Here is a 5,143-nt window from a genome sequence, read left to right as displayed (position 1 = left end):
GCTCGCGCCTAGCGTACGAGCTTCGACACCGGCACGACGCGCCCACCCGCCGATTCGATCACGCCGCGCACCGTGCGCGCGAGTTCGACCGCACCCGGCGTATCGCCGTGCAGCAGGATCGATTGGACCGCGATCTTGAGCTTGTTGCCCGTGATCGTCGTGATCGTGCCGTCTTCGAGCAGTTCCTTGACGCGTGCCAGGACGGCCGCGCGGTCCTTGATGACCGCGCCTTCCAGCTTGCGCGAGACGAGCGCGCCCTGATCGTCGTAGGCACGGTCGGCGAGAAACGTATTGGCCGTGCGCATCCCGATGTGATCGGCAGCCCGTTCGATTTCCGTGTTCGTCGAAACGCTGATAATCAGATCGCGATCGAATTCGGCGAGCGCCCGCACCAACGGTTCAGCCAGTTCATACGATGCCGCAGCCATGTTGCCCAATGCGCCGTGAAAGCTCATGTGCGTGACGCGATGTCCGGCCCTCTTCGCGATGCCCGCCAGCGCGCCCATCTGATACACCACGTAATTCGCCAGTTCAAGCGGGTCCGCCTGAATCTGCCGCCGGCCGAAGCCCATCATGTCGGGAAAGCCGACATGCGCGCCGACGTCGATCTGGCGCGCGAGAGCCATCCGCACCGTTTTGTCCATGATGACGGGGTCACCCGCGTGATAACCGCACGCAATGTTGGCGGACGAGACGATATCGAGCATCGCTTCGTCTTCGCCCATTTGATAGGGTCCAAAGCCTTCGCCCAGGTCCGCGTTCAGGTCGATTTCCACTATCCACTCTCCATTCTTTAAGCGGTCTGTGCCGGGCTATCCGCAGCGGACCACACCGGCTCAGTGTCTATCTATCGATGTACGTCTACGCCGACGGCGAAAGTTCGAGCAAGGGCGTTCCGTAACCGACCGTTGCGCCATGCTCGACGCACAAGCGCATGACCATGCCATCCGCCGACGCGACTACAGGCACGCACAATTGCGCGATCTGCAGCAAGCCGACAACGTCGCCCGGTTTGACGTGATCGCCCGCGCTCACTAACGGCGTTGAGCGTGCCGGATGCGTCGACAGAAAGATGCCGGCCGACTTCGCGGTGATACTGACAGCCTGCGTCTGCGCCGTGTCCGCTACGCGCGCGAGTCCGCCAGGAACCACAGCCGAAACCGCCTGCGCCGACGCCGGCGCATCCGCACCGATCGAGCAAGGCGCCTGCTCCATCGTCAACCGAACCGTCGCCCCGGGCTTGCTGATTTCGATGAACTCGATATCGACTTCTGCAAGCCACGACGTGATCTGCCGAAGCTCGCCGATATCCACTTCGATTTTTTGTGTCATGTGTCAGTGTCGGGAAGGGCAAAACAGTGCAACGAGATTGCGCACCCTGACGAGATAACTGTCCAGTTCTTCCAGCGCCGTGACGGCTTCCGCGTACGTCGTCTGAGCAAAGCGAATCTTCGTACCAATACGCGCCTGCGCGAGCCGCCACAAATCGGCTTCGATCACGGTGCCGATCTTCGGATAGCCACCCGACGGCTGCGCATCCCGCAACTGAATGATCGGCTGGCCGCTATGCGGCACCTGGATCACGCCCGGCACGATGCCGTGCGAGCGCTTTTCGATCGAATGCGTCGCGACCAGGGTCGGACCGGCGAGGCGATATCCATAGCGATCGCTCTGCGGCGTCACCTTCCACCCATCGCGCCAGAACGCTTCGAGCGATTCCGGCTCGTAGCAGTCGTATTCCGCGGCGGGCAGTACGCGCACCACGGTTTCGCCTGCGTCGGCTGCCGGCAGGGGTAGCGGTGCGGGCAACGAGTACTCAGGCGGCACCGTGCCGAAACCCGCGGCGAGCACCGCATCTTGCGGCACGACGCGCTCGGCGAGACCCACTGCCTTCACCACATCGCCCTTCTGCAACTGACGACCGTTGAAGCCGCCGAACTGGCCGCGCAACTGCGTGCTGCGAGAGCCAAGCACCACCGGTACGTCCACGCCACCTGCGAGCGACAGGTAGCAGCGTGTGCCGCTGGTCGGCACGCCGATCGTCAGCACGTCGCCCTGTTTCGCATGCACGGTCCACCACGGCAGCACCGGCCGGTCGCCCAAGCGCGCCGAACAATCGGCACCGGTGATGGCGAACGAAAGATCTTCAAGGAAGCGGATACGGAAGGGAAACATCGGAATTTCGATGCCGGCCGCGTCGTCCGGATTACCGAGCAACAGATTGCCGATCGCGAGCGCCAACCGGTCCATCGCGCCGGCCGTACCGACGCCGTAGCGCAGATAGCCTTCACGCCCCTGGTCCTGCACCGTCGCGAGCGCGGACGAAGACAGTATCTCGATCATGAAACAATCCTCTCGACGCGAAAACGGATCATGTCGCCGGGTGCGAGCGTGGCCGGGTTATCGCGCGTGGGGTCGAAGAACGACATCGATGTATGACCGATCGTGTTCCAGCCGCTCGGTCCCGTCGATGCCGAGACCCCGGTCTGCACGCCACCGATCGACACCGCGCCGCCAGGCAAGCCCAGCACCGGCACCTTGCGCCGCGGCGTGGCGATACGCGGATCCATACCGCCCAGATAGCAGTACCCCGGGTGGCTGCCGAGCGCATAGACCGTGTAGAGCGGCGCGCAGTGCAGTTGCACGACCTCATCGATAGAGAGTCCTGTGTGATTCACCACGTCCTGCAGATGCGGCCCGAACTCGCCGCCGTATTCCACCGGCAAATCCACCACCCGCCCTTCGATCTGCAACTCGCCCGCCGCGGCCCACGCGTCGCGCAACGCGGCGCCGAGCGAGTCCGGGTCTGCGGGCGGCGTGGAAAACGTCAGCATCAGATTGGTCACGCCTGGCACTGCTTCGCGCACGCCCGGCCATGATTCGACCTCGCGGGCGAGCGTCCAGATGCGGCGTTGCGCATGCAGATCGAGCGCGCCCGGCGCTTCGAACAGCATGGCCGTCGTCCCCAGCATGCTGATGCAAAGCGCCTGCTCCGATTCATCCTGTTTCATTGCAAGGACAGTCCTCTGTGAATCCGGACGCAGCCGTTCGACTACATCCCCGTGCGCAATCGACGCATGCTCAACAGTCAGCGTCATGTCTGTTTCCTCTTTGCGAGCCAACGCTCCAGATGATGAATATCGACGCCGCCCTCACCGAACCCTGCGTCCTCGAGCATGGCCTGATGCAATGGTACGTTGGTACGAATGCCTTCGATGCGCATCTCCGAGAGCGCAATGCGCATGCGCGCCAGCGCCTCTTCGCGGGTTGCGCCGTGGGTGATCACCTTGGCGATCAGTGAGTCGTAATACGGCGGCACGACCGCGCCGCCACTCATATGCGAGTCCACCCGCACGCCGTTGCCACCCGGCAGTTCCCACACGGAAATCTTCCCCGGACACGGGGCGAAGGTGAACGGGTCCTCAGCGTTGATCCGGCATTCCAGCGAATGCCCGAGCGTGCGAATGTCCGGCTGACGAATCGTCAACGCCTGCCCTTGGGCGATCCGGATCTGTTCGCGCACGATGTCGACGCCCGAGGTCATTTCCGTCACGGGATGCTCGACCTGCAGCCGAGTATTCATTTCGATGAAGTAGAACTGGCCGTTCTCGAACAGGAATTCGAAGGTGCCCGCGCCGCGATAATTCGTCTGCCGGCAGGCCTCGACGCAGCGCTCGCCCACTTGCCGGATCAATTCCGGATCGATGCCTGGTGCGGGCGCCTCTTCCAGGACCTTCTGGTGACGCCGTTGCAGCGAACAGTCGCGCGAACCGAGCCACAAGGCATTGCCGTGCGTATCGCACAAGACCTGAATTTCGACGTGACGGGGATGCTCGAGAAACTTCTCGACATAGAGTTCGGGCTTGCCGAAGGCGCGGCGTGCTTCTTCGCGCGTCACCGACACGGCTTCGAGCAACTGCTCCGGGCCCGGCACGACGCGCATGCCTCGCCCGCCGCCGCCGCCCGCCGCCTTGACGATCACCGGATAGCCGATCTCCTGCGCGACCCGCAGGATCTCGGTGGGATCGTCCGGAAGACCCCCGTCCGGGCCCGGCACACAGGGCACGCCGGCCGCGCGCATGGCCCGTTTGGCGGCAACCTTGTCGCCCATCGTTCGAATGGAGTCGGGTTCGGGGCCGATGAAGGCCATCCCGGCAGCCTCGACCTGCGCCGCAAAATCCGCGTTCTCCGACAGAAAACCATAGCCGGGATGAATCGCCTGCGCGCCGCTCACGTGTGCCGCGAACAGGATCGCGGCCCGGTTCAGATAACTCTGCCCCGGCGCGGCAGGGCCGATGCACAGCGCCTCGTCGGCGAGCCGCACATAGCGCGCATCGGCGTCGGCCTCGGAATGGACAGCGACGGTTTTCAGATCGAGTTCACGGCAGGCGCGCTGGATTCGAAGCGCGATCTCGCCGCGGTTGGCAATCAGTACTTTGTTGAACATGGTCGATCAGCCGATCCGGAACAGCGGCTGCCCGGATTCCACTTCGCTGCCCGGAGCCACAAGAATCTCCAGAACGGCGCCACTGAGTTCAGACTCGATCGCGTTGAACATCTTCATTGCCTCGATCGTGCAGAGCACCTGCCCTTCCTTGATCGTGTCGCCGGTATTCACGAAGGGCGCCTCGCCCGGCGCCGGCGTCAGATGAACGATGCCGAACATTGGCGCACGAACGAATTGCGGCTCGCTGGCAGTTGCAGGGGCTGCCTTGGGGGTATCGAAGGATTGAGCAGGCTCAGCGTGCGGTGATTGAGCCCCCTGGCTCCCTTGGGTGTCCGGGGTAGACGCCACGGCTACACGTTCATCGCCCGAAGGCGCCTCAGCCCGCTTGCCGCGCCGTTTCGCCTTCACAAGCTTGACCCGTTCCTCGCCCTCGATGACTTCGAGCTTGGCCAGCGGAGAGTCCGCCAACAGGTCGATAAGCGCCTTAATCTTCTGGAGATCCATCTTTGAGTCCGTAGCCGGTTGGACGCGCGCCGGTCGATTGGCGTGCGCGAAGCACCGCTGGGGCTGTACGGCAACCCGATTCAATCTCCGGTTGCCCCGCCCGCGTGACGGCTAGCCTCGTCGCGCCGGCTCACTGCGAACCGGGGCGATCGACGATGGACTCAATGTATCCGGCGCATAAAAAATGCGCCA

Annotated in this window: 6 protein-coding genes; all 6 read right to left on the bottom strand. The window is 63.7% G+C overall.

Annotated elements, in window-relative coordinates:
* Positions 1-8: 8 nt before the first annotated feature.
* Positions 9-776, bottom strand: a complete 768-nt coding sequence (locus tag BM438_RS44280) for a LamB/YcsF family protein (protein WP_093647875.1) — start codon at positions 774-776, stop codon at positions 9-11.
* Positions 777-861: 85 nt separating this feature from the next.
* A complete protein-coding gene (locus BM438_RS44275) occupies positions 862-1,332 on the bottom strand; it encodes an acetyl-CoA carboxylase biotin carboxyl carrier protein (RefSeq protein WP_093647873.1) in 471 nt (156 codons plus the stop codon).
* A gap of 3 nt (positions 1,333-1,335) precedes the next feature.
* On the bottom strand, positions 1,336-2,343 hold the full coding sequence (locus tag BM438_RS44270) for a 5-oxoprolinase subunit C family protein (RefSeq protein WP_093647871.1): 1,008 nt from the start codon (positions 2,341-2,343) through the stop codon (positions 1,336-1,338).
* Positions 2,340-3,011, bottom strand: a complete 672-nt coding sequence (pxpB, locus tag BM438_RS44265; RefSeq protein WP_054033551.1) for a 5-oxoprolinase subunit PxpB — start codon at positions 3,009-3,011, stop codon at positions 2,340-2,342. The genes BM438_RS44270 and pxpB overlap by 4 nt, the downstream gene beginning before the upstream one ends.
* A gap of 83 nt (positions 3,012-3,094) precedes the next feature.
* The gene (gene accC, locus BM438_RS44260) at positions 3,095-4,447 is read right to left on the bottom strand and encodes an acetyl-CoA carboxylase biotin carboxylase subunit (protein ID WP_093647866.1); all 1,353 of its coding nucleotides are present in this window, start codon (positions 4,445-4,447) and stop codon (positions 3,095-3,097) included.
* A 6-nt stretch (positions 4,448-4,453) separates the two neighbouring features.
* Positions 4,454-4,951, bottom strand: coding sequence for an acetyl-CoA carboxylase biotin carboxyl carrier protein (gene accB / locus BM438_RS44255; protein ID WP_093647863.1), 498 nt, complete (start codon positions 4,949-4,951; stop codon positions 4,454-4,456).
* Between the last annotated feature and the right edge of the window lie 192 nt (positions 4,952-5,143).

The sequence above is a fragment of the Paraburkholderia aspalathi genome, from assembly GCF_900116445.1.
In the GTDB taxonomy this organism is placed as follows: Bacteria; Pseudomonadota; Gammaproteobacteria; order Burkholderiales; family Burkholderiaceae; genus Paraburkholderia; species Paraburkholderia aspalathi.
Note: the sequence above shows the minus strand (reverse complement) of the source record. Positions and strands in the feature narration are given on the sequence as shown.